This is a genomic window from Streptomyces sp. NPDC001220 (genome assembly GCF_053597895.1).
The window spans coordinates 1-20,567 of record NZ_JBSFJE010000038.1; the positions used below are offsets into that span (position 1 = coordinate 1).

Sequence of the window (20,567 nt, forward strand, 5' to 3'; positions counted from 1 at the left end):
TCAAGTCCGACGGATACCTACCCCCAGCACCGCTCACGGCATGTTCAACGACCACACCAGCAACGGGCCACGGCAGATCTCAAACGCGGTCTCAGGACCGTCGGGGCGCCTCCTGCCCGGGCTGCAGACGGTGATCTCCAGGCCTGCGCGGCGTGGTCTGACGAGCGGTGGCTGTGTCCTCGGAAATCCCGGCAACCTGTCTGCGCGGCGCCCGCGTGTGCCGGCATCCAGGTCCGGCTCAGAGCCGGAATGCACGATTCCGTGACATCCATCACAGCGGGTCCGGACCTAGGGGGGTCGGATAGTAGAGGCCGCTCTGTCGACATATAGGATTTGTCCGGCTTGGGGCGCGCATACGTCGCGCCTGGATTCACGGCTCTCCGCCCGCGAGACGTCTTCATGCGCTCTGTGCACGCGCAGGGATTTGACGGGGCGACAGAATTCCCCGGAGGTCCGGGAAGCCGGACCCGCGCGCCCCGCTCGCACGACAAGGGCCTCCCGGGTCTACGAAGCGAGCTAGTAGAGAGGCCCTTTGCGCTCCTTGTGAAGGGTTCCTAAGAATGACGACCCGCAGGACGCCGCCGCAGCTCAGGAGCGGGTTACCCATGGGTAAACATCGTAAGAACACGCATTACCGGCGAATAGTCATCGCCGCCGTCGCCGTGGGCGCCGTGGGCATACCGTCCGCCGCCATGGCCTGTACCGACTGGCCCGCCGGCGGCGGACACCGGTCCGAGGGCGCCGAGAGCAGCACGACGAAGGACCCGTGGAACAAGAAGGACTGGTGGAACGACGCGAACTGGGGCCGTCCCTGGAACGCCAACCAGGCCGGCGAGCCGTCATGGACGGCGTCGGCGGCGCCGAGCGCCACGAAGACTCCTCACGCCCCCGCGAGCGCCGGGAAGACCACCGCACCGAGGCCGAAGGCCAGAGCGTCTCGGCACACCGCGCGGACCACCGCTCCCAAGCCCCACACCACCGCGCGGACCACCGCTCCCAAGCCCCGCACCACCGCGCCGCACAGCACCCGGAACACCACCACCGCCGCTTCCGCGGCCCCCAAGCCGTCGAGCACCCCGAAGGCCACCGCCACGGCGTCCGGAGTCGTCGCTCGCATCGTGCAACTCGTCAATGCCGAGCGCAGCAAGGTCGGCTGTTCCGCCCTGACCCTGAACACGACCCTGTCCAAGGTCGCACAGGCGCACAGTGAGGACATGGCGCGTCACCAGAACATGTCGCACACCGGGTCCGACGGCTCCTCCCCCGGAGACCGGATCACCAGTGCCGGGTACACGTGGAGCGCCTACGGCGAGAACGTGGCCTACGGTTACGCCACCCCCGAGCAGGTCATGGCGGGCTGGATGGCCAGCCCCGGCCACAAGGCCAACATCCTCAACTGCACGTTCAAGGAGATCGGCGTCGGTCTCGCACAGCCCGACAGCTACTGGACCCAGGACTTCGGCACCGCCCGTTGAGCGGGTGCCGCCTGCTGTCGAGGTGAGCACGAGGCGCTGGTCAGCGTGCTGGCCATGAGGACGCGACGGACGGCGGGCGAGCCGACGACCGCGGGGACGACACCCGCGTACAGACCGGCGACCGGGTTGAAACCGCACAACGTCCGCAGGATGTCGGCCGTCCGGCGGGGCTGTCGGTGATCTGTAGGCGATGTGTCGGGGGCTGCTGGAACCGTGGGCGTCGAGCTGCCCTGCACGGCAGTCGCAGCCGCCTTCAACAGCAAGGGAGCCCCGCCGCCATGTCGTCCACGTCCTCCATCGTGCCCTGGGATGTCCAACGGCTGCCGCGTGCCGATGGCAGTGTCTTCCTGGTCACCGGTGGCAACGCCGGAATCGGGTACTTCGTCGCGGAGCAGTTGTCCGCCGTCGGAGCCACTGTCGTACTGGGCAGCCGGCATCCCGCGAAGGCCGAAGCCGCCACGGCCTCGATCCGCTCGCGTGTCCCTGGCGCGCGGGTGCGGGCCGTACGGCTGGACCTGGCCGACCTCTCGTCGCTCAGAACGGCGGTGGAGTCACTGGATGTGGAATGCCTCGACGCGGTCGTCCACAACGCCGGTGTCGCGCTCGACGACCCACCGCGCCGTGAGACCGGGGACGGTCACGAGCTCATGTTCGGCACGAACCACCTCGGGCACTTCGCACTGACGCACTGGCTGATGCCGCTGTTGTCGGCCTCACCGGCGGCCCGCATCGTGACCATGGGCAGCTTCGCGGCGAAGTCCGAGCGGCTCGACCTCGACGACCTGCAGTCCCGGAAGGACTACCAGCCCAAGCGCACCTACGGACGCTCCAAGCTGGCGCAGATGTACTTCGGCCTCGAACTCGACCGCCACCTGCGCGCGGTCGACAGCACGGTCGCGAGCGTGGTGGTCCATCCCGGCGGCGCGCTGGACTCCCTGACCCCGTCGCGACCCCCAGTCCATGAGAGGACTGCCGGTGCGCGGCTCCGCGGGGCACCGGCCGCCCTCGTCGTCCAGGGCAAGCACGCCGGCGCATGGCCCGCGGTCCGAGCGGTGCTCGACCCGACCGTGCGCGGAGGACAGCTGTGGGGACCGCGCGTCTTCAGTCTGCGCGGCAAGCCCCGACGTGAACCGGTCTGGAACCACCTCGCCGACACCTCCGTCGCGGCGCGGTTGTGGGACGCGAGCTGTGACCTGACCGGCGTCGACCTGGGCGTCGTCCCCGGATAGCCCCGGGCGCGCGCCGGCCAACAAGCTGGTCCCTTCGTTCTGGGGCCTGTCCGACGGGTCGCGTCACCGGCGCCGCACTCGACAGCGATTTCACCCGAATGGCGCACCATGACGTGCCACCCACATGGGTGAAGATCAAACTGACTAGTGCCCCAACCGAGGCAATCCGTGAAAGGGAAACCACATGCGCATACGACGAATCCTCGCCGCCGTCATCGCCACGACAGCCCTCGCCGGACTCGGCCTCACAGGCGCCGCCACCGCCACCGCCGCCGCACAGGGTGCCCGGTCCTACGTCACCCCTTCTCAGTGCAAGCAGGGCGGTGGCACGCCCGCGATCAATGAGGCGGGCAACTACTGCAAGGGCGGTACGCACGACGGGGAGCAGGTCGACTGAACCCCACGAGGCGCCCCGCGGCCACGCGCCGCGGGGCGCTCCCGCCCGAGCGCGGCCGGGAGAGTCGCAGGGACGGTGCCGCCCCGTCGGGCACGGTAGGTCCGAGTCGGCCCGGAAGCACGCGGCGGGCGGGAGCGCTCCCGAACGACGTCGCGAGCGAGCGCAGCGAGCTGTCGAGGTTTGCGCTGTCGACGAGTTGGGAGCCGGCGTCGGTCAAGGGGTGCTGAGACTGGTGGTGTACACGTCCGTACGGTTCTGTGGTGCGCCGGAGTGGGTCTCGGTGAGTACCGCCCGTACTCCCTTGCCGTCCGCCGCCAGGCCTTGGTAGTCGCCGAGGAAGTAGCCCCCGGAGAACGGCGCCTCCAGCCAGTCGAAGACCCGCGAGATCCGTCGTTCGGTCCGGAACTTCGGGTTTCCGTGCGGCAGCGTGGCCAGTTGGTAGGCGGTGGGCAGCGTGGTGGTGTTGCCGGGCTTGAGGAAGCGCAGGTCGTAGTAGGTGAGCGCGACCGTGCCCCGCTCGGCGACCGCGATCGACGGTGAGAAGGCAGGCACGCCCTTGGGGCTGATCAGCTCCGGGGTCCCCCAGGTGCGTCCGCCGTCGGTGGACCGCACAAGCTGGACGGAGTCGAACTTTCCACCGGAGAAGTCCGAGCCCTCGTAGGCCATGTACAGCGTGCCTGTCTCGGGGTCGACGGCCGGGCTCGGCAGAGTGGTCCCGTCGCGCAGCAGTTTGGTGGGGTCGTTCGGGTCGACCTCCGGCACGGAGGTGTCCCGGGCCACGGTGACCGGGGCGCTCCAGGTCTTTCCGGCGTCGGTCGAGGTGACCACCTCGAAGCGGGCTTCGACGACGGTGGTCAGGTCGTCGGAGAAGGTGATCCGGTCGAAGAAGTCGTACAGGGTGCCGGTGCGCCGGTCGGCGACGATCAGATGCCCGATGGTCTGGGTGTTGGGCACCGTGCTCGTGTCGACGAACGGGCGGGCCTTGCTCCAGGTGCGGCCGCCGTCGCGGGTGAGGGAGATGTAGCCGGGACCGTCGAGGGAGCTGGGGCCGGGTGGGTCGTTGTCGAGGCGGTTCCAGACCTGGTAGGCGGTGCCCTTGCGGACCGGGTCCGCGGTGAGTGAGGGCTTGTCGTTGAAGAACGGCTGCTCGTCGACGTGCGTGGTGGTGAGGTTCCGCCAAGTGCGGCCGCCGTCGCGGGACGTGACTGCCAGGAGGGCGGTGCGCGTGCTCTTCGTGAAGTCGACGCCCTCCCCGCCCGCGTAGACGGTGCCGTCCGGTCCGGTGCTCACCCAGGGGTCGGTGGCCCGTTCGTAGTCCGCGCCGCCGGGGGCGCACAGGCTGAACGGCAGCGTGCTCTGGTGGAAGGTGTGGCCGTCCGTGGTCCAGCCGGCCGCCAGGCCACGGGCGCCGCCGTCGTTCCAGCGGTCCTGCTGGAACACGGTGACCACGCGCTTGGGGTCGCGCGGATCGACGGACAGGTACGGCTCGACCTCGGTGGCCGGGTAGACGACGCTGTCGGGGGACCTCGCTCCGATGGTGCACTTCGCGTACGGGTCGCCGTGGGACACCTTGACCAGTGGTGTGTCGTCGGATTTCAGGTCTGCCGCGGCGGGAGTCGCGCCGGTGACCGTGACGAGCAGGAGCCCGGCGGTGGTGACGGCGGTCAGGGGCAGGACGACGCGCATGCGGGATTTCCTCCGGGCCTGTCGGTCGGGGTACGGGACCGCGGTCATCGGGGCGGCCTGGGGCGCGGAGGCGTACCGGGACGCGAGGGTGGGCCGACTCCGCTTGGTCCTTTTCGGCGTTGCGGCCGGCGCCCTTGATGGGCCGAACGACGGAGTCATCCCGGGGGTCGTCGAGGAGCATGGCGGAGCCGACCGGCGGGTGCACCGTGCCGGTCGGCTCCTTGGTCGTGCAACTGCTCGTTCTTCTGCGCGTGTTCAGGACCTGCCGAGTGTCAACAACGCTCGTGATCAATACAGCTGGGAAATCCTGGGAAATCCGCATCAACACAGCCAGGAAATGCGAACGACCTCGTCGGTCACTGCATGACGACACGGCCGAGGCAGTTCAGGATGGCGGCGAGCGCGGTGTTCGGGACGGCGCGGACCGTCTCGAAGCGGTGGCGGCCTTGGCTTCGAGACGGTCGGCGTCCACCATCGCGAGTGCCGCGGTGTCGAGACGGGCACGGGTGGTCCACCCGACGGTGGACCGGGAGCCGTCACTCCGTACCCACCGCGCCGGGTGCACCGGCCGGACCGGTCGCCCAGACGTGTGCCGACCGCTCAGGTGATCGCCTGCGTGGTCCCGTCGGGCAGCGCGCAGGCGTAGCCGGCGTAGGGGCGTGAAACGACGTGTCCGCCGGCGGCCGTGCAGTCGTCTCTGGAGATGTTCGGAGACGAGGCGGCACCGGCGCTGACAGCGCCGACGGCGCTCACGCCGGCAAGGGTCGCCGCGGCCAGGGCGAGGCCCAGGATTCTTCGTATGCGCATGACTTCCTCCTCCTCTCAGGCGCCTTCGTTCGGCCTTCGGGAAGGACAAGTCTCAAGACGACGGCGCCCTCTTACTCAGCATGGGCGCTCCGCATGAGGCCCGCGAGGTGAGGCTGGGCGCGCCCGGGCGGTGACTGCCCGGCCCCGGAGAGGCATGACGTCACCGACCTCGACGGGCCGCATCGGGTACGCCGCGTGCGCATCGGTACGCCGCCTGCGCGTCGGTGGGAGCGGGACGACGTCGATGTCCTTGGCGTCGAGACCGCCCACCGGGGCCGCGTTGTGGCCGGGCAGGCCGGAAGTCGCGGAGGAGACGGGCGGTACCTGCCTCCGACCGGTACCGGTGGGCGGCTGCCGCGCGGTTCACTAACGCGGTTCGTGGGCCGCCGCCCGGCAGGCACCGGTCGCGGCGCCGCCCGCCACTCCGGCCCCGGTCAGCCCGGTCACACAGCTCTGCAGGTCTCCGACCACGCCACGACCGCAGGCCGCTGTGACGGAGCCGGAAGCGGTGGCACCGGCCAGTTCGGCCATCTTTGTGCAGGCGGGGATGTCCGCCCGGGCCGTGGGAGCGGTGAGGACCGCACCACCGAGGGTGAGGGTCAGGCCGGTGAGGGCACCGGCGATACGGGTCGACGTGCGCATGGGACGCACCTGCCTTCCGGGTTGTTCGCGCGGTCCTGGTCACGGCGGGCCGGATCCACGCGGTAAGGCCGCCTGGCGACGCTCGGTGATGGTGCCCCCGGGCTGGCGGGCTCACAGACTGACCGCACGATTCCACGTCGCATCCAATGAGCCGCGCCGGGACATGGTCGCCAGGCCGAAGCAGAGGGCCCCGGACCGGATGGGACGCACTCGGGCCTCCTCTCGCGGGCCCCTCACTCCAGCGTCGCATCCTCTCCCCCGCCCGTCCTGGGCATCCGGAGGGGGCGGCCACGCTTGAGCAACTGCGATTGCGCGAAGCGCGGTAGCCGGCCCATGCGGCCGACCAGGATCGTCCGGCCCGGCGTGCTTGCCCGCCCTGTCCCCCTGCGCACCCCCGGGGCCGGGTCGGCGTGGAGCGGCCGGGAGACGACCGGTGGGGTCGTCTCCCGGCCTGACGGTCAGCCGAGGGTGACGGTCGCCGAGGCGGTCAGTCCGCCGGCGGTCACCTTGACGGTGACCGTGCCGGAGCGGACCGCCGTGAGGGTTCCGGCCTCCGGGTCGAGCAGGGCCAGGGTGTGCGAGCCGCGAGCGAGGGTCTTCGCCTCGGACTCCGGCCGAACGACGACGCCGTCGCCGCCCTCCCAGGTGACGCTCGCCGGGAACCGCAGCGGGAACCGCAGACCGAACTCGCTGGTGATGCCCGTCGCGGCGAGCCGGCCCTTGGCGCCCACGGCGATCCGCGGCGGTGCCGACAGCTCGACGCCGTCGATCAGCGGCACGCTCTCGGCCTGCAGCCACTCCCGGGTCTGCGGGCTGGGCTCACCGGCCTTGACCCGGGCCGGCCGCGGGTCGACGGCGACGTGCATCCACCCGAAGAAGCCGCCCTGGTCGGGCGAGCTGTAGGGGGTCTTGCCGACGGCCGGGGTGTTGACCTCCAGCACGCCGTCGGTGCGGGTGACGGCCGCCATGTGCGCGTGGCCGTTGAACAGGGCGACCGGCTTGCCGGACTTCTCACGGAAGTCGGCGAGCCAACGCTGGAGCAGTGCGGCCTCCAACTGGTCCGAGAGCTGCGAGGCGCCGGTTCCGGTCGGGTCGTGCAGCGGGTGGTGGAAGGAGAGCACCACGCCCGTCACCGAGCGGTCGGCCGCCGCCTTGGCAAGCTCGTCCTGGAGCAGCGGCACCTGGTCCCAGTCCGAGGTGCGCATGTCACCGGTGTGGGAGTCGAGCAGGATGAAGCGGGTGCCCTTGTGGTCGAGGATCTGCTTGTTGGGACGGCCGGTCGCGGCGAGGAACGCGTCGAGTCCGCCGGTCGCCGACAGGCCCGCCTCGTGGTTGCCCGGCGTCCAGTACACCGGCAGGTCCGCCGGTACGTGGTCGTGCAGCAGCCCGTTGGCCAGGTCGAAGTCGGCGGGATTGTTGTTGTCGACGAAGTCGCCGTTGATGAGGATGAAGTCGGGCTTGCTGTCGACCGCCTGCCTGAGTGCGATCGCGGCCTGCCGTCCGGAGAAGGAGTTCAGGCCCGCGGCGGCACTGACGTGCAGGTCGGACAGGACCGCGAAGGTCCAGCGGTGGTCGGGCAGTCCGCCCTGTTCGACCACGTACGGGTCGGACATCGGCTGCTCGGCGTTGTCCGGCTGCTGGCCGACCTGCGCGGCGAGTCCGTCGAAGTCGAGCTGACCGGCGTTCTTGTTGGTCTGCGACGTCTCGGCGATGTAGACGCGCAGCAGGGTCAGGGGCTCGGAGTAGCCGGCGGGGATGTCGCCGACGACGCGGCGCCAGCCGGTCCAGTCCACGACGGTGGTGAACGTGAACGGCACGTTCGTGGTGCCCTGCGAGGAGATCATGGCGCGCAGCCAGTGGTTGCGGCCGTCGCCGTTGACCCACAGGGCCAGCCGCCGGGTGCCGGCGGGCAGCGTGATCGGGCCGCCGCCTGCCACGGCGTAGGCCGCGGAGGTGCTGGTCTGGCCGGTGAAGTCGTAGGTCAGCCGCAGGGCGTGGTTGTCCGCGGTGGCGCCGGGGCGGTCCGCGGCGGGAACGAACGCGAGGGACGCGGTGCCCTTGGCGGCCAGGGCCGTCCACTTCTCGTTCGGCTCGAACTCGGCCAGGGACACGTCGATCAGGCCGACCGTCACCGGGAGCTTGGCCGTCACTCCCTGCACGGTGGCGGTGATGCTCGCGGCCCGTCCGCCGGCGTCCGCGTCGCCGGTGATCTGGAGGCTGCCGTCGGCGCCGGTCTTCACCGTGAGCACGGACTTGTCGTAGTCGAGTTCGACGTCGCGCGGCGCGACCGGGGCGTCGAACCCGTCGGCGTCGTAGCCGGTCAGGCGGACGCTCGCGGCGGCCCCGGGATCGATGGTGACCGCGCGCTGGGTGAACGCGAGCCGGTGCAGGTCGCCCAGCACGCGCACTTCGTACTGGCCCTCGGTGGAACCGCTGCGCGCGCGCAGCGTGCCGGCGCCGGGACGGCCGGCTCGGAAGACGCCGTCGCGCACCTTGCCCAGCGAGCCGGGGTGGGCGCTCCACCTCACCGTGTCGTGGGGCAGGACGACGGGCGCCCACGTCTCGTCGTAGCCGGCGGCCGCGAGATCGAGCGTCAGTCCGGTGATCACACGGTCGGCCTGCGGGCGGACGTCGATGCCGCGCAGCCGGCCCGATCCCTTGGGGCCGAACAGGCCGACGCCGTTGGGCACGGGCCGCTCGTTGCCGTCGGAAGGGGTGTTGACGACGCTGACGGCGGCGTCACCCGGGTGGCGTGCGACGATCTCGGTCGAGCCGCCGCCGTCGAGCATGAACGCCTCGGTGGCTCCGAGGCGCACCAGGAGTCTGGCCATGTCGTCGAAGCTGAGGCCGGCGGAGAAATTGGCAGATCCGTCGACGGCGACCAGCAGCAGGCGGTGTCCGCCGTCCAGCCAGGCGATGGCGGTGCGGGGCTTGAGCGCGTCGTTGCCGCTGTTGGGCGGGAAGTCGATGGCCGCGCCGTTCTTGACCAGCACCGCGCCGCTGCCGAGCGCCATGGTGAGGGCGGCGGGCGCGTCGGTCCCCGGGGCGAACGCCACGGATACGGTGTCGCCGGGCTTGGCCGAGGCCAGTTGGGCAGCGGCGGCGCCCCTGCCCAGGACGATCATGCCGCCGTCGGGCACCGGGGTGGCGGTGATCCGGTTGTTCACCGTGCTCACCGTGCCGTCCTTGACGACGAGTTCGGTGAACGGCCCGGCGTCCTGGATGAGTGTGCGGTCCGCGGTGCCCCACAGCGGGGTGTAGACGGCGATGCCGTCGGCGGGCACGGAGGCGGAGTTGAGGGCGGCCAGCGGCTGCTTGGTGCCGGCGACGGTGACGGTGCCGGTGAGGACGAGGTCGGCGAGCCGCGCGACCCGGTCGGCGCCGATGGCCGCGACCGTCGCGTGCTGGTTCGTGCCCTTCCGCAGGTGCCCGTCCTGGATCTCCGGGCCCTCGGCCGCGAAGGTCTCGGTGATGTCGAAGTAGTCGCCGTTCACGGCGGCGACGGCGTGCTGGGCGTTCGTGGTCTGCGTGAGGGGGCGCGCCTCGCTCACCTTGTCGGCGATCAGGTCCACGCCGACGGACTCGTTGCCCAGGTCGGCGTTGAGGACGTGAACCCGGGTCCAGCCGGTGCGGCCGAAGGTGTCGAAGGAGGTGAGCACGATCCCGGGCGCCACCGGGTGGTCGACCCGGCCCGCGACGACCGACTCGCCGGACACGGTGAGCTGGTACTGCGGCACGTGGAAGGCGGGGAAGTGCGAAGGCGTGACGGTCGGGGTGACGGGCACGCTGCCGGGCCGCTCCGCTCCGGGCTGCGGGCTCGCGTAGGCGGTCGCGGTGCCGCCGGTGGCCGCGAGGCCGGCGGCGAGCGCGCCGACGATGAGCCCGCGTCTGGAGAGACCCGCTACGCCGTTGTTCTGGTGGTCGTTCATGGGGGGCGACGGTAAGGGTCTAGACCTCCTGGAGATGAACGCCCAGATGAACGTAAAGGTGAGAGCGGGTTTCCGAAAGTACGGGCACCTGCCCGGACCAAGCCAACTACCGTGGGAGCGAAGGCGGTTCCACACCGGACACGAGGAACGGCCGAAAGCGGTACGTCGGCGGGCGGATGGAGCAGATGTGCGGCGGTACATCTGCATTTGGTGCCATCTGCATTTGGTGCCGGCGGACCGACTGCGGACCCCTGCCGTGCATGTCAGATTCGAACGCCACCTCCCACACCGGCCGATACTCACCGGCAGGAGCGGCCGCGGCTGCTCCCACTCCGCTCCGACAGATCACCGTGTTCTCCCCGACCCATGCCTGGAAACGAGCAGATCGGGCGGCAGCCACATGATCGGCCGCACAGCTCCTAGTCCCGGATGCCCAGGTCCTCCCGCATCAATGTCCGCATCGCCACCAGCCGAGGCTCCGCCTGTCTGACCTCGACGAGCAGGCGCTCGACACTCTCCCCGTCACTCGCGAGGCCGCGGTCGATGCGCTTGGCCGCGGCATCCACCCCCGCGAGGACCTTGTTGAGTTCCCGTGACGCCTCCATGATCCGCAGCGGGACGATCATCTGGGCTGCCGCGTAGCGGTCGCGGTACTCCCTGCGGGAATCCTCGAGACGGGTGCGGTCATCGTCGATGTAGACGCCGTCGCGAATACGGTGCAGGGCGTCCTTGAGGAGCGTGTGGAACTGCTCGGAGGCGCGGTTCATGGCCGTGTACGCCTCCCGGCGCTCCTCGAAGGACCGTCTACGGTCGGCGAGTTCGGCTTCGATGGCGCGCTCGCGTGCATTGAAGCGCTGCGGGAGCACCGCCCCGAGGAGAGCCCCGCCGAGGCCCGCCGCCGCAGTGACCGCAGTGACTATCGCGTCTGACATGCGCGGACCCTACCGTGATCCGCACGCCTCGCTGCCCGCCGCCGGAGGCAGAAACCGGTCCCCGAACGGGCCCTTCCGATGGTCCGCAAGATCTCGGAGAGCCGGCCGCCCGCGTCTGAATGCAGAGCCGGCCGGGCCGTCCGCGGCGCAGCCTTGCAACTGCCCTCGGCTGCCGCGTCAACCGTCACCCTGTTCGATGTCCAGATGGACCGGACCCCGAAGAACGGGGCTGGGCCGGTACGGCGGCGGGTCGGCGACCAGCCTGGGGCGGTCGAGGCGGCGTACCAGCTCGGTCAGCGCGATCTGGGTTTCCCGTCGGGCCATCGGGCCGCCGAAGCACAGGTGGATGCCGGTGCCGAAGCCGAGGTGTTGGTTGTCACGCCGGTCGGGGTCGAAGCGGTCCGGATCCTGGAAGCGCTTCGGATCGCGGCTGCCCGACGCCAGCATCAGCATGATCTGCGAGCCCTGAGGGATGACGGTGTCGGCGACGGTGATGTCGCTGTACGCCGCCCGCCACGGAATGATCTGCACGGGCGGCTCGTAGCGCAGCAGTTCCTCCACCAGCGGCACCACCAGGCCCGGTTCGTCCCGCAGTCGCTGCAGCACCTGCGGGTGGCGCAGCAGCGTCAGCATGCCGTTGGTGATGAGGTTGACGATGGTCTCGTGGCCGGCGACGAGGAACAGTTTGGCGGTGGCGACGATTTCCGCGTCGGCCATCCGACCGTCGGGCCCGTCGTCGTTGGCCAGCCGTGACAGCAGTCCGTCTCGCGGCCGGACATGGCGCTGTTCCACCAGCTCGCCGAGGCACTGCAGCAAGTCCTTGCGGGCCTGTACGCCCTTGTCCAGTTTCTCCTTCGGGTCGGTCTCGGGGTCGTAGTCGACCGAGTTCATGATGTCTTTCACCCAGAGGTGGAACCTCGGCTCGTCCTCGCGTGGCACGCCGAGCAAGTGACACATCACGGTTACGGGGAGCGGGAAGGCGAAGTCGTCGACGACGTCGATCCGGTCCTTGCCCGCCACGTCGTCGATCAGGCCGCCGACGGCGGCGGTCAGGAAGCCTTCAAGTCCGGTCACCAGCCCAGGGGTGTGCGGGGGGCCGAATTGACGCATCGCCATCCGCCGCAGGCGGTCGTGCTCGGGCGAGTCCATGTGGATGAACGACGACGGGGCCCCTCCCTCGCCTGAGGGCATCGGACACGACAGATTGCGTACGTCGGAACTCAGATGCGGGTCGTTCAGTACGTCCGTGATCTCGCGATAGGTGCTGATGACATAACTGCCGTCCTCCTGCCGCGCCACCGGCGTTTGGCGCAACTCGGCGTAGAGCGGGTACGGGTCGGCGCGGGAGGAGTAGTCGAAGATCCGTTGCAGCGTGCCGGGCGTCCCGGTCGTGGTCGTCCGGCCTTCCTCCTGCCGATGCCGGTGCACGGTCGCGTCCCGGCGCGCACCCGGGTCGCGGCCTGTGACGACCATCGTGGCGTCCTGCGCGAGCGAGGCGGGGCCGGGGAAGTCGACGGGCACCGGTTTCATGTCGGCCGGCTGGTCCGGCGTGGGGCAGGGGGGCGGGAAAGGTGCGGCCGTCTCGATCAACCGCCGGTAGTGCTCGAGCCACTTGCCGTTGTCGAAGCTCACGGCCGCCGTGACGCGGCCCCGATAGCCATACGCGGTGACGAAACGGTGGTCGTCCAGCGATCCCTGGGTGAGGACCACCTCGTCGGCGAAGGTCGGCACGCCGACGGACTTGATGTTGACGCCGAACTGGATCGACCAGAACAGCGGGATGGACCGGTGGGGCCGGCGGTCCATCTCGGCGCTGACCATGTTGTGGGCCGCGACCTCGGCCTGCTCCACGGCGTTGGCCCAGTGCTCCAGTGCGATGAGCCGGTCCTCGTAGAAGGGATTCGGGCAGCGTGCCACGTCTCCCGCGGCGAAGACGTGGTCGGTGACGCGGCCGTTGATGTCCAGGGCCCGGCAACCCGGGTCACAGGTGATTCCCCACACGCCCGCCGCCAGTCCCGACTCCCGCAGCCACTCGGTGTTGCGGATGCTCCCGAGTGCCACCACCGCCACTTCGGCGTCGACCGTACTGCCGTCGTCGAAGTGCGCACGGCGAAACCGTCCCTGCGCGTCGCCCTCCAGCCGGGCGACCCTGACACCGCACCGCAGGTCGACACCGTGGGCGCGCTGCATGTCCGACGCCGCCTCGCCGATCATGGCGCCGAGCGCCCCGACCAGCGGGGCCGACGCGAGTTCGGCGACGGTCACGGGGATGCCCCGCTCACGGCAGACCGACGCGATCTCGGAGCCGGTGAATCCCGCACCGATGACCAGCACGCGCGAGGGCCCGGCGGCGAGGGCCCGTTGAAGGCCCTCGGCATCCTCGCGGGTACGTACGACGAACACCCCGTCCAGTGCAGCCTCGCTCTCCACGAACCACGGCCGGGCCCGTACCCCGGTGGAGATCAGCAGCCGGTCGAAGGGAACCTCGCGGCCGTCGGCGAGACGCACGTGGTTCGTCGCGAGGTCCAGCCCGCTCGCCGGCACGCCCAGCAGCCACTTCGCATCGATGTCGCGACGGCGGGGCAGGGTGGTGCCCCCGGCCGGCACCCACCCGGTCAGTACCTGCTTGGACAGGGGAGGCCGGTCGTAGGGCTCGCCCGACTCGTCACCGATCATGGTCAACGATCCGGTGAAACCCTCGTCTCGCAGAGCCTCCGCGGCTCGCAGCCCCGCCAGCGAAGCGCCGACGACCACGACGCGGCCGGCGCGCTTGAACGCACGCAGGTTGCCGGCACCGGTCATGACGGCGACGCCTCCGCCGGTGCGTGCCGCGTCTCCAGCCGGTCGACCAGGATCGCCTGGACCGGGCAGGCCGCCGCGGCGCGTAGCACCTGGTCGCGCTGGGCGTCGTCGGGGTTCGGGTCGTACATGAGCGCTTCCTCACCGTGCATCCGGAACGCCTCCGGAGCCAGGAACGCGCACTGCGCATACCCCTCGCATCGGGAAAGATCAACGACAACCTTCACCCCGACCTCCACGGGAGTGGGAGCTTCAGACCCTCAAGCCGACGCGACTCCGGCGCGCAACGGGGGATGATCCGGCCGCTGCCCACCGCCGCGCGGTGCGAGAGGGTGCCGCGCGTTCGTCGGATCTCCATGGAATGAATTGATCATCGCGGCTGGAACGACCGGCGCGTGGCCAGAGACCCTTCCGTGGCTGCGGCGCATTCTGCTTATGTAAGCGGCGCTCTTCTGGATTGCCGTTTCGAGGGAAAGCGTGTGGCACGGTGCGGAAGTGTGGGGCACGGTGCGCCGGAATACCGTCAGAGAATCAGCGTAACAGCGGCACCGATACCGGCGAGTCCAGCGTTGATCGATTAGCTGGCCTCAGGCCGGAGACGGCCCTTTACTTCTTCGGCTGCCGGGAACACTCGCCTAGGATCAGCAGAAATCAAGCACTGGCCAGGGCGGATACCGACAGAGCATGGCGGGCAACACCCACCTCGGCGTGCCTCGCGGTATCGCGCGCACAGCAACGTGATCAAATAGGGCATGGAATCGTCCTGGACTGGAAATCGGGTACGCCTGCGCGCTGTCGAACCCGATGACTGGACAGCGTTCATACGCTTCGCCGACGACGACGGGCGACAAGGAAGCCGGCTGGACCTGCCGCGGTCCGCCGAGAGCTACCGCGCCTGGGCGATGGAGCAAGCTCTTGCCAAATACAAAGAAGACCGCTTCCGCCTGGTGGTCGAAGCGACGGCCACGGGAGAGCTGGTCGGCACAGTCGGCTCGCACCGCACCGGCCTTCGTTCAGGCTGGTTCGAGTTGGATGTCACGATCGGCGCTGACCACCGGCGTAAGGGCTACGCGACAGAAGCCGTGGTACTGCTGCTGCGCTTCATGTTTGCCGAGCGTCGCTATCACAAATGCCTAGCGGCAGTCTTCGCCCACAACGAGGCATCGCTGGCACTTTTTCGTCGGCTCGGCTTCACCGAGGAGGGGCGCTTGCGGGAACACGTCTTCTTCGCCGGCCGGCACCACGACCTCGTCATGATGGGCATGCTCGCCGACGAGTTCGACCAGCGACCCACGATGAGCGAACGATGAGCCGTTCCATCCTGGCGTGTGCGGAACGGAACCCGCACTTCGTCAACGTTCGCTGTTCGCCCGTGGAGGCGGCCTGCTCCCGGAAGCAGGACCGCCCTCAGCCGCGCAAGGTGGCGCGCAGGCGCAAGCCGACAGTTGCGAGACCTTCGAGGGTGGTGACCTGGTAGCTGGGTTCCGGTCCGGGCGGCTCGCTCAAGTGGTAGCAGCGGGCGGTCTGCGCCGTCAGGAGCGTCAGCATCGCCATGGCCAGAGCGGCTCCCTCGCAGCCATGCGGCCCGGTACCGAAAGAGAGGAAGACCCCGGGCTTCGCCGGCGACCCCGACCCGTCGAGCCAGCGCTCGGGCTGGAACCGGTCAGGCTCGGAATACTCCCGTACGTCGCGGTGGGCGGTGTAGGGGCAGACGAGAACGGTGGACCCGGCGTCGATGGTGTAGTCGGCGAGCTGAGTCTGCCGCGAGGCGCGCCGAGTCAGCAGCCAGCTCGGGGGATACAGCCGGAGCACCTCACTCACCAGTGCCTGGGTGTATTGCAGGCTGCCGAGGTGGGTGTTGGTCGTCGCGGCCGGGTCCACGGGCAGCGCGGCGGCTTCGGCCGCGACGCGGCCCGCTGCCTGAGGGTGCCTGGCCAGGTGGAGCAGGATCCATCCGGCTGCCCGGGAAGGGGTCTCGAAGGTGGCGACGGTGATTCCGGGAAGAGTGTCGAGGATCGCCTCTTCCGGCAGTAGGCCGTAGTGGGGGGAGGGCTGGAGCATCTGTCCCAGCATGTCGTCGCCGAGCCGGCCGGATTCACGACGCCGGCGGACGATGGGCCGCAAGGCGTCGGTGAAGGCGACTTGCTGCCGTGTGCGGAACCGCCGTGCCGGTGTGGGGATCCAGCTCGGCAGTACCCAGCGCGAGGGGCGTACGAGCACCTCCCGGGCCAGGAAGAGCTGGGAGGCGTAGGGCAGCAGGGTGGGAGCGTCCTCGGAGAAGAGGTAGTTCACTCCGATCTCTGCCAGGGTGTGCCGGACCGGGGGCAGAATCTCGATGTCCTGACCCGTGGGCCACTGGTCGGCGAATCGAGCGGTCCGGGGCGCGATCTCACCGATCCGGGCTGCGACCGCCTGCGCACGCAGTCCGCGCATGCGGGCGGCGTGGGCGAGCCCACGCTCCTCGGGTGTCGGTGCTCCGCTCGACCGCTTCAACGGCGGGAAGAGAGGCGAGGATCCTTTGGGGAAGTCCTGCGCGCGGCGCAGTACTGATTCACACGGCCCGGCCGCAGCGGCTACGTAGACTCCCGGCTCCAGCTGCCAGACGTCCCCGCACTCCTCCGCGCCACGGCGCGCGCATGCGAGCCGGTCGCGGCTCCAGGCCGCGAAGCTGCCTCCGGGCAACCGCGGCGGCTCATTCCTTCGGCCCATGAGATCGTCCCTGGCTCTCTTACCTGTCCAGGCCGATGTCGTCGGCAGCGTGGCTGGGAACTGGCGGGCACCCGGGGGCACCCGCCAGCAGTGCGGTCAGTCCTAGTCGTCGCCGGCGTACGCATCCCATTCATGGGCCCCGTACGCGCCGTAGTGGCGGGTGAAGGACAGCTTGCCGAGCAGCTTGGCGATCATGATGCGCTCCTCTCGCCTGTCTGCAGCACCAAAAGCCACACTTGACATATTGCCACACACACCATATTTGCGATATCGGGCACATACCGACCATGGGCCGCGCGCATCCACTACTGATCACCAGGTACGGGTGGAAACGCGCCGAATGGTCCTCGGTCGCGCTCATCACCTGAACCAGCGCCGCGCCCAGGCCGAAGCTGATCGCCCCGGACCAGATGCCCCGGGACATCGAAGACCTCCGCGACAGGCCCAAGCCCCCTCAGGCAACGGCCTCCCCCACAGCACGGCGCTCCCGTCACCGGGCGAGCGCGTCCTCCACGGTCGGCCGGACGTCCAGGACAGTGTCCGCTCCCGTCAGTTCCAGAACCCGCGCCAGCGCCGGCGCAGGCCTGGCCACCCGCAGCACGGCCGCCCGGTGGAAGTGCAGCAGCAGGTTCAGGACGGTCGAATCCGCGAAGGTGAGGCCGGCAGCATCCAGCACCACCCTGGCGTGCGTCCGCGCACCAGCCTCCAGCGCCGCCGACAGGGCAGGCGTCGAGTTCAGATCGAAGGCGCCGAAGACGGCCACCACCCACGCGTCACCCTGCTCGCGCTGCACGAGGCGGGGCAGCGACGCGGCATGCCCTGTGGTCGGATCCGGCGGCATGTCCCCACCGCTCTCGGAACTCATGCCGGTGAGTATGTCGTGAAGATCCCGCCCGCGCGAGAGGCCGACGCAGGACCGTAGCCGCGCACACCGGGCGAGCCCCCTGGACTCCTGGAGCCGGTGACCGGATCGCTGGGGTCGTTGACCGGATCGCAGGGGTCGGTGACCGGATCCCTGAGGTCGGTGACCGGATCCCTGAGGGAGGTGACCGCCCTGCTGCCGGCACGAGACGTACCCTCTAGAATCGAACGCATGAACGAGTTGCCGCCCGATCCTCCGCGCCTGCGCGCGATCCTGGCGCACCTCGACAAGCAGATCGCCGACACCGAGACCGTCGCCACCTACCTGCGTCTCCAGCACCGCGACGTCCTGGCGGCGATCTCCCGCGCCGAACGCAAGGCGACCCCACGCCCTGCACCATCAGCGCCGCAGCGACCCCCAGCTCCCGCGCTCGCCCCCGCCGCCCGCCGCGATTCCGGAAGCCGCCCACCGAGCCGCTTCATCATCGAACGACCCACGAGCACCTCAAAGGCCGCACTCATCCACACCAGCACCTGCCCCAGGGGCTTCACGGGTAGCCGGCCCATCGAGGCCGACGCCGTACGCCAGGTGCTCATGAACGACCCCAAGGGCTTCACAGCCTGCGACGCCTGCCGTCCGGACACCGAGTTGGGCATCGACGTCACTTGACCGGCCAGGACGCACGCTCCAACAAATCCCCCGCCGCCCTCGCGCCGGCCCTCGGGGTCCGGGCAGGTCACTCAGCAGCCGACGGGCCGCGCAACGAACCACCAGGCATCGGGCGAGGCCGGGTGTACGGCGTAAGCGCTGACGACCAGAACGTCCACCGCGGCCGGGAGCGGGCGGGCGCCCCGCACGGCCGGCCCGCCCACTCTTCGCACTCCGTCACCCCGAACACCGCGACTCGCCGGTGCTCGTCACCCACTGGCACCGCTGTAGACGGCCGGTTTCATTTCCCCCTCGCACGTGAGATGCCGCTGGTCTGCCCTCTGATCGGGGTACCGGACTCATCCTGGACGGCTGAGTGGTGCGGTCGCGAAGAGCCACGCGAGCGTCGAGCACGCCCGACCTGCACGAGCGAGCAAGCACCACCTGGCCGGTCTGGCATCCGGACTCCGCATCGGGGCCGTCCACCGGCGGTAGCGGTCCTCGAGGGGCCAAATCCTTTCGGCGCCCGCCGGACAGAGGCGATACCGTGCCGCCGTGTGCATTTCAACAGGTGAGGCCGCGTTCTCCGGCACGATCGTGTACTGCGGGCGGCAGCACCACCCCGAGCACGGCCTCATCCACGTCCTCGGCTACCAGAACACCGCCGCCAACCTGGCGGACGGCCCGAACGCCATGCTGCTGCACCTGCCCACCAGGCAGATCACCCCCCGGCACTTCCTCTCCGCAGGACGCGCCGGCGACGTCCTGCACCGCATGGTCACGGCCGTCGAATCCGTCGCCGCAGCAGCTGACGGCATCGCGTGGATGGGTGCGGAACCCCAGCCCGTCCAGGTCTTCGACCATGACGTCTACACGGTGCTCCTCGCCGCCGACCCCACCGCGGTCCCCGCCGCGCTGCGACAGGTGCCGCCACACCGACGCCCCGACCTCGACCCGGACCTCCTGCGTTTCTACGCCGACCACTTCCCCGACCACACCATCGCCGTGTGCTGCTTCGACAACGCCGACGCGCACCGTGCCAAGCCCTTGCTGCTGTGGTATCCGCCCCTCGACCCCGACCGAATGAGCGTGCCGGCCCTGGACAGCCACACCGGAGCGGCGCCGGATCTCGACGCCGCCGTGCCCGTCGACCACTGGGTCCTGCTCTCCACCGACCAAGCCCCCTCCGATTGGGGCGCACCCGTCGTGTATCCAGGGGACATGCGCCACCGCCTGCGCGCTTTCCTCCCCACCACCGTCGTGGGCCGGCACTTCGGACGTGGGCAGACCTTGCCCAACGGAGACTTCACCATCAGCCACCGCGATCTGCTCAACGGCGACCTGGACCGCATCGAACGCCTGCGACCGACCCCCCGCTGAAAGAGCAGAATGGGCGGGAGGTCGCATGTCGGCCGAACCCGACATCGCCCAATCAAGTGGTGAAGGTGGTGGTCAGGGCGGCGGGCGGACCCGCCCCTGCACCTGGGGCACGCGGACGTCGCCGGCTCACTCAACACGTTCCCCCGCGGCCTGCCAGCAGGGGGTGGCGGTAGGACCACCCCGCATCCGGTGTCCAGGCCCAGCGACGAGTGTCGCCGAGAGCGACAAGGTTGACCTCGTCGGCAATGAGCCAACGAGAAACCCAGCAATGGACGCCTCAGGGGGACACTCATGAACGAAATCATCGCCAGGCGGCTGACAGGACTGACGGGCATCGCCGCCGCGGCCGCCTTCATCGTCGAAGTGCCGCTGTACTTCATCTACTCCGGCCCGCCGCCGGACTCGAACGTCCTGGCCCGGTTGCTGATCGGAATCGTCGCGCTGGCGTTCCTGATCGTGTTCGTGACGGCCTTCCGTGAACTGGTCAAGCGCGTGAACCCCGCCTATGAATGGGTCGGCACGATGGCCTTTGCCACCGGACTGGTCTACGCGACGATCACCCTGGTCTCCAGTGGTCTGGAAGCCGGCGCGGTCATCGCCGCCGACCACCCGATCGACCCGACCATTGCGGTCAGCGGCACCTACATCCTCTACGGAGCGATCGGCCGCCTCATGCTCGCGGCCTTCTTGATCACGGTGGGCTACGGCGTCCGTCGTACGGACCTGCTGCCGCGGTGGACCGGCCGCTCGGCCTACGTCCTGGCCGGGGTCAACCTGATCTTCGTACCGTCCCTGTTCTTCGGCAACAACCCCGCGCACTTCTACGCGGCGAACGGCTGGGGCACCACCGCCCTGATGGGCGCGATCCTCAGCTACTGGCTGCTCGCGCTGGGTATCTCCAGCTACCGCAGCGCCGCACGGCGCGCACCCGCCGGTTCACCGGCCCGGCAACACTGACGCCGCCTGCGCGGGAGACGGTCGTGGGGGGGGGGGGGGGGGGGCGGGCCCCGCCCCCCCCCCCCCCCGCCGCCGCCCCCCCCCCCCCCCCGCCCCCGCGCCCCCCCCAGCCCCG

Annotated in this window: 16 protein-coding genes and 1 pseudogene; 7 read left to right on the plus strand and 10 right to left on the minus strand. The window is 70.1% G+C overall.

Annotated features, from left to right (window positions below; translation table 11 throughout):
• Positions 1-605 precede the first annotated feature (605 nt).
• The 3 genes from ACWDGI_RS43045 to ACWDGI_RS43055 all read left to right on the plus strand — a co-directional run bounded on the left by ACWDGI_RS43045 (position 606) and on the right by ACWDGI_RS43055 (position 3,101).
• Positions 606-1,475 (plus strand): CAP domain-containing protein, encoded by an 870-nt coding sequence (locus ACWDGI_RS43045; RefSeq protein ID WP_450768512.1) that lies wholly within the window; start codon positions 606-608, stop codon positions 1,473-1,475.
• Between the two features lie 278 nt (positions 1,476-1,753).
• Positions 1,754-2,704: an SDR family NAD(P)-dependent oxidoreductase gene (locus tag ACWDGI_RS43050; protein WP_450768513.1), complete on the plus strand. Its 951-nt coding sequence runs from the start codon at positions 1,754-1,756 to the stop codon at positions 2,702-2,704.
• 184 nt (positions 2,705-2,888) lie between these two features.
• Complete coding sequence (locus ACWDGI_RS43055; protein ID WP_450768514.1) at positions 2,889-3,101, plus strand: hypothetical protein; 213 nt, start codon at positions 2,889-2,891, stop codon at positions 3,099-3,101.
• A 213-nt stretch (positions 3,102-3,314) separates the two neighbouring features.
• Here the strand turns inward: ACWDGI_RS43055 and ACWDGI_RS43060 are convergent, their stop codons facing one another.
• The 8 genes and pseudogenes from ACWDGI_RS43060 to ACWDGI_RS43095 all read right to left on the minus strand — a co-directional run bounded on the left by ACWDGI_RS43060 (position 3,315) and on the right by ACWDGI_RS43095 (position 14,123).
• A complete protein-coding gene (locus tag ACWDGI_RS43060) occupies positions 3,315-4,787 on the minus strand; it encodes a sialidase family protein (RefSeq protein WP_450768515.1) in 1,473 nt (490 codons plus the stop codon).
• A 600-nt stretch (positions 4,788-5,387) separates the two neighbouring features.
• Entirely contained in the window at positions 5,388-5,594 is a 207-nt protein-coding gene (locus tag ACWDGI_RS43065) for a hypothetical protein (RefSeq protein ID WP_450768516.1), read from the minus strand.
• 366 nt (positions 5,595-5,960) lie between these two features.
• Positions 5,961-6,236 (minus strand): hypothetical protein, encoded by a 276-nt coding sequence (locus tag ACWDGI_RS43070; protein ID WP_450768517.1) that lies wholly within the window; start codon positions 6,234-6,236, stop codon positions 5,961-5,963.
• A 458-nt stretch (positions 6,237-6,694) separates the two neighbouring features.
• Positions 6,695-10,165, minus strand: a complete 3,471-nt coding sequence (locus tag ACWDGI_RS43075; RefSeq protein WP_450768518.1) for a phosphodiester glycosidase family protein — start codon at positions 10,163-10,165, stop codon at positions 6,695-6,697.
• A 419-nt stretch (positions 10,166-10,584) separates the two neighbouring features.
• On the minus strand, positions 10,585-11,097 hold the full coding sequence (locus tag ACWDGI_RS43080; protein WP_450768519.1) for a hypothetical protein: 513 nt from the start codon (positions 11,095-11,097) through the stop codon (positions 10,585-10,587).
• Positions 11,098-11,274: 177 nt separating this feature from the next.
• Positions 11,275-12,288: a cytochrome P450 gene (locus tag ACWDGI_RS43085; protein WP_450768527.1), complete on the minus strand. Its 1,014-nt coding sequence runs from the start codon at positions 12,286-12,288 to the stop codon at positions 11,275-11,277.
• 246 nt (positions 12,289-12,534) lie between these two features.
• Positions 12,535-13,899 (minus strand): annotated as a pseudogene (locus ACWDGI_RS43090) (NAD(P)/FAD-dependent oxidoreductase); the annotation flags it as partial.
• A complete protein-coding gene (locus ACWDGI_RS43095) occupies positions 13,896-14,123 on the minus strand; it encodes a ferredoxin (RefSeq protein ID WP_450768520.1) in 228 nt (75 codons plus the stop codon). The gene ACWDGI_RS43095 and the pseudogene ACWDGI_RS43090, both read right to left, overlap by 4 nt.
• Positions 14,124-14,648: 525 nt before the next feature.
• Between ACWDGI_RS43095 and ACWDGI_RS43100 the strand changes: the two genes are divergently transcribed.
• The gene (locus ACWDGI_RS43100) at positions 14,649-15,206 is read left to right on the plus strand and encodes a GNAT family N-acetyltransferase (RefSeq protein WP_450768521.1); all 558 of its coding nucleotides are present in this window, start codon (positions 14,649-14,651) and stop codon (positions 15,204-15,206) included.
• A 97-nt stretch (positions 15,207-15,303) separates the two neighbouring features.
• On the opposite strand, the gene ACWDGI_RS43105 is transcribed toward ACWDGI_RS43100, so the two are convergent.
• On the minus strand, positions 15,304-16,329 hold the full coding sequence (locus tag ACWDGI_RS43105; protein ID WP_450768522.1) for a cytochrome P450: 1,026 nt from the start codon (positions 16,327-16,329) through the stop codon (positions 15,304-15,306).
• Between the two features lie 766 nt (positions 16,330-17,095).
• Positions 17,096-17,470 (minus strand): STAS domain-containing protein, encoded by a 375-nt coding sequence (locus tag ACWDGI_RS43110; RefSeq protein ID WP_450768523.1) that lies wholly within the window; start codon positions 17,468-17,470, stop codon positions 17,096-17,098.
• Positions 17,471-17,698: 228 nt separating this feature from the next.
• Between ACWDGI_RS43110 and ACWDGI_RS43115 the strand changes: the two genes are divergently transcribed.
• The 3 genes from ACWDGI_RS43115 to ACWDGI_RS43125 all read left to right on the plus strand — a co-directional run bounded on the left by ACWDGI_RS43115 (position 17,699) and on the right by ACWDGI_RS43125 (position 20,452).
• A complete protein-coding gene (locus ACWDGI_RS43115) occupies positions 17,699-18,136 on the plus strand; it encodes a DUF6233 domain-containing protein (protein WP_450768524.1) in 438 nt (145 codons plus the stop codon).
• 534 nt (positions 18,137-18,670) lie between these two features.
• The gene (locus tag ACWDGI_RS43120) at positions 18,671-19,495 is read left to right on the plus strand and encodes a hypothetical protein (RefSeq protein WP_450768525.1); all 825 of its coding nucleotides are present in this window, start codon (positions 18,671-18,673) and stop codon (positions 19,493-19,495) included.
• 291 nt (positions 19,496-19,786) lie between these two features.
• Complete coding sequence (locus ACWDGI_RS43125; RefSeq protein ID WP_450768526.1) at positions 19,787-20,452, plus strand: hypothetical protein; 666 nt, start codon at positions 19,787-19,789, stop codon at positions 20,450-20,452.
• Positions 20,453-20,567 lie beyond the last annotated feature (115 nt).

What these genes read in the sequence shown, in the direction of transcription:
- ACWDGI_RS43045 (WP_450768512.1), top strand. Translation starts at nt 606, where the DNA reads ATGGGTAAACATCGTAAGAACACGCATTACCGGCGAATAGTCATCGCC.
- ACWDGI_RS43050 (WP_450768513.1), top strand. Translation starts at nt 1,754, where the DNA reads ATGTCGTCCACGTCCTCCATCGTGCCCTGGGATGTCCAACGGCTGCCG.
- ACWDGI_RS43055 (WP_450768514.1), top strand. Translation starts at nt 2,889, where the DNA reads ATGCGCATACGACGAATCCTCGCCGCCGTCATCGCCACGACAGCCCTC.
- ACWDGI_RS43060 (WP_450768515.1), bottom strand. Translation starts at nt 4,787, where the DNA reads ATGCGCGTCGTCCTGCCCCTGACCGCCGTCACCACCGCCGGGCTCCTG.
- ACWDGI_RS43065 (WP_450768516.1), bottom strand. Translation starts at nt 5,594, where the DNA reads ATGCGCATACGAAGAATCCTGGGCCTCGCCCTGGCCGCGGCGACCCTT.
- ACWDGI_RS43070 (WP_450768517.1), bottom strand. Translation starts at nt 6,236, where the DNA reads ATGCGCACGTCGACCCGTATCGCCGGTGCCCTCACCGGCCTGACCCTC.
- ACWDGI_RS43075 (WP_450768518.1), bottom strand. Translation starts at nt 10,165, where the DNA reads ATGAACGACCACCAGAACAACGGCGTAGCGGGTCTCTCCAGACGCGGG.
- ACWDGI_RS43080 (WP_450768519.1), bottom strand. Translation starts at nt 11,097, where the DNA reads ATGTCAGACGCGATAGTCACTGCGGTCACTGCGGCGGCGGGCCTCGGC.
- ACWDGI_RS43085 (WP_450768527.1), bottom strand. Translation starts at nt 12,288, where the DNA reads ATGCCCTCAGGCGAGGGAGGGGCCCCGTCGTCGTTCATCCACATGGAC.
- ACWDGI_RS43100 (WP_450768521.1), top strand. Translation starts at nt 14,649, where the DNA reads ATGGAATCGTCCTGGACTGGAAATCGGGTACGCCTGCGCGCTGTCGAA.
- ACWDGI_RS43105 (WP_450768522.1), bottom strand. Translation starts at nt 16,329, where the DNA reads ATGCGCGGACTGCGTGCGCAGGCGGTCGCAGCCCGGATCGGTGAGATC.
- ACWDGI_RS43110 (WP_450768523.1), bottom strand. Translation starts at nt 17,470, where the DNA reads ATGAGTTCCGAGAGCGGTGGGGACATGCCGCCGGATCCGACCACAGGG.
- ACWDGI_RS43115 (WP_450768524.1), top strand. Translation starts at nt 17,699, where the DNA reads ATGAACGAGTTGCCGCCCGATCCTCCGCGCCTGCGCGCGATCCTGGCG.
- ACWDGI_RS43125 (WP_450768526.1), top strand. Translation starts at nt 19,787, where the DNA reads ATGAACGAAATCATCGCCAGGCGGCTGACAGGACTGACGGGCATCGCC.